Raw genomic sequence first — 356 nt, 5'->3', positions numbered from 1 at the left:
GTCGAAGTCGACGTAGACAACGACGTGATCGAACTATTGGCCGACGACAAACCAGTCGACGTCGAAGTCGACAGCGACGACACCGAGCTATCGGTCGAGCTCAGGCCGGTCGACAGCGAGCTGATGCCCGTCGAGGTCGACGTGGACAGCGAGGAGATCGAGCTGTTGGCCGACGAGAGGCCGGTCGAGGTCGAGGTCGACAGCGACGTGATCGAGCTGTTCGCGGACGACAAGCCCGTCGAAGTCGACGTGGACAACGAAGAAATCGAGCTATTGGCCGACGACAGACCGGTCGATGTCGAAGTCGACAGCGAGCTGATACCCGTCGAAGTCGACGTGGACAACGACGAGATCGA

Annotated in this window: 1 protein-coding gene; it reads left to right on the top strand. The window is 60.4% G+C overall.

Going from position 1 to position 356, the window contains the following annotated elements; genetic code table 11:
- On the top strand, positions 1-356 hold a 356-nt coding region (locus tag VL15_RS42770), incomplete at both ends, for a hypothetical protein (RefSeq protein WP_048248368.1).

Origin of the sequence: Burkholderia cepacia, from assembly GCF_001039005.1 — a bacterium.
GTDB classification, from domain to species: domain Bacteria; phylum Pseudomonadota; class Gammaproteobacteria; order Burkholderiales; family Burkholderiaceae; genus Burkholderia; species Burkholderia theae.
The sequence above is the reverse complement of the archived record's forward strand: the minus strand, read 5'-3'. Positions and strand labels throughout refer to the sequence as shown.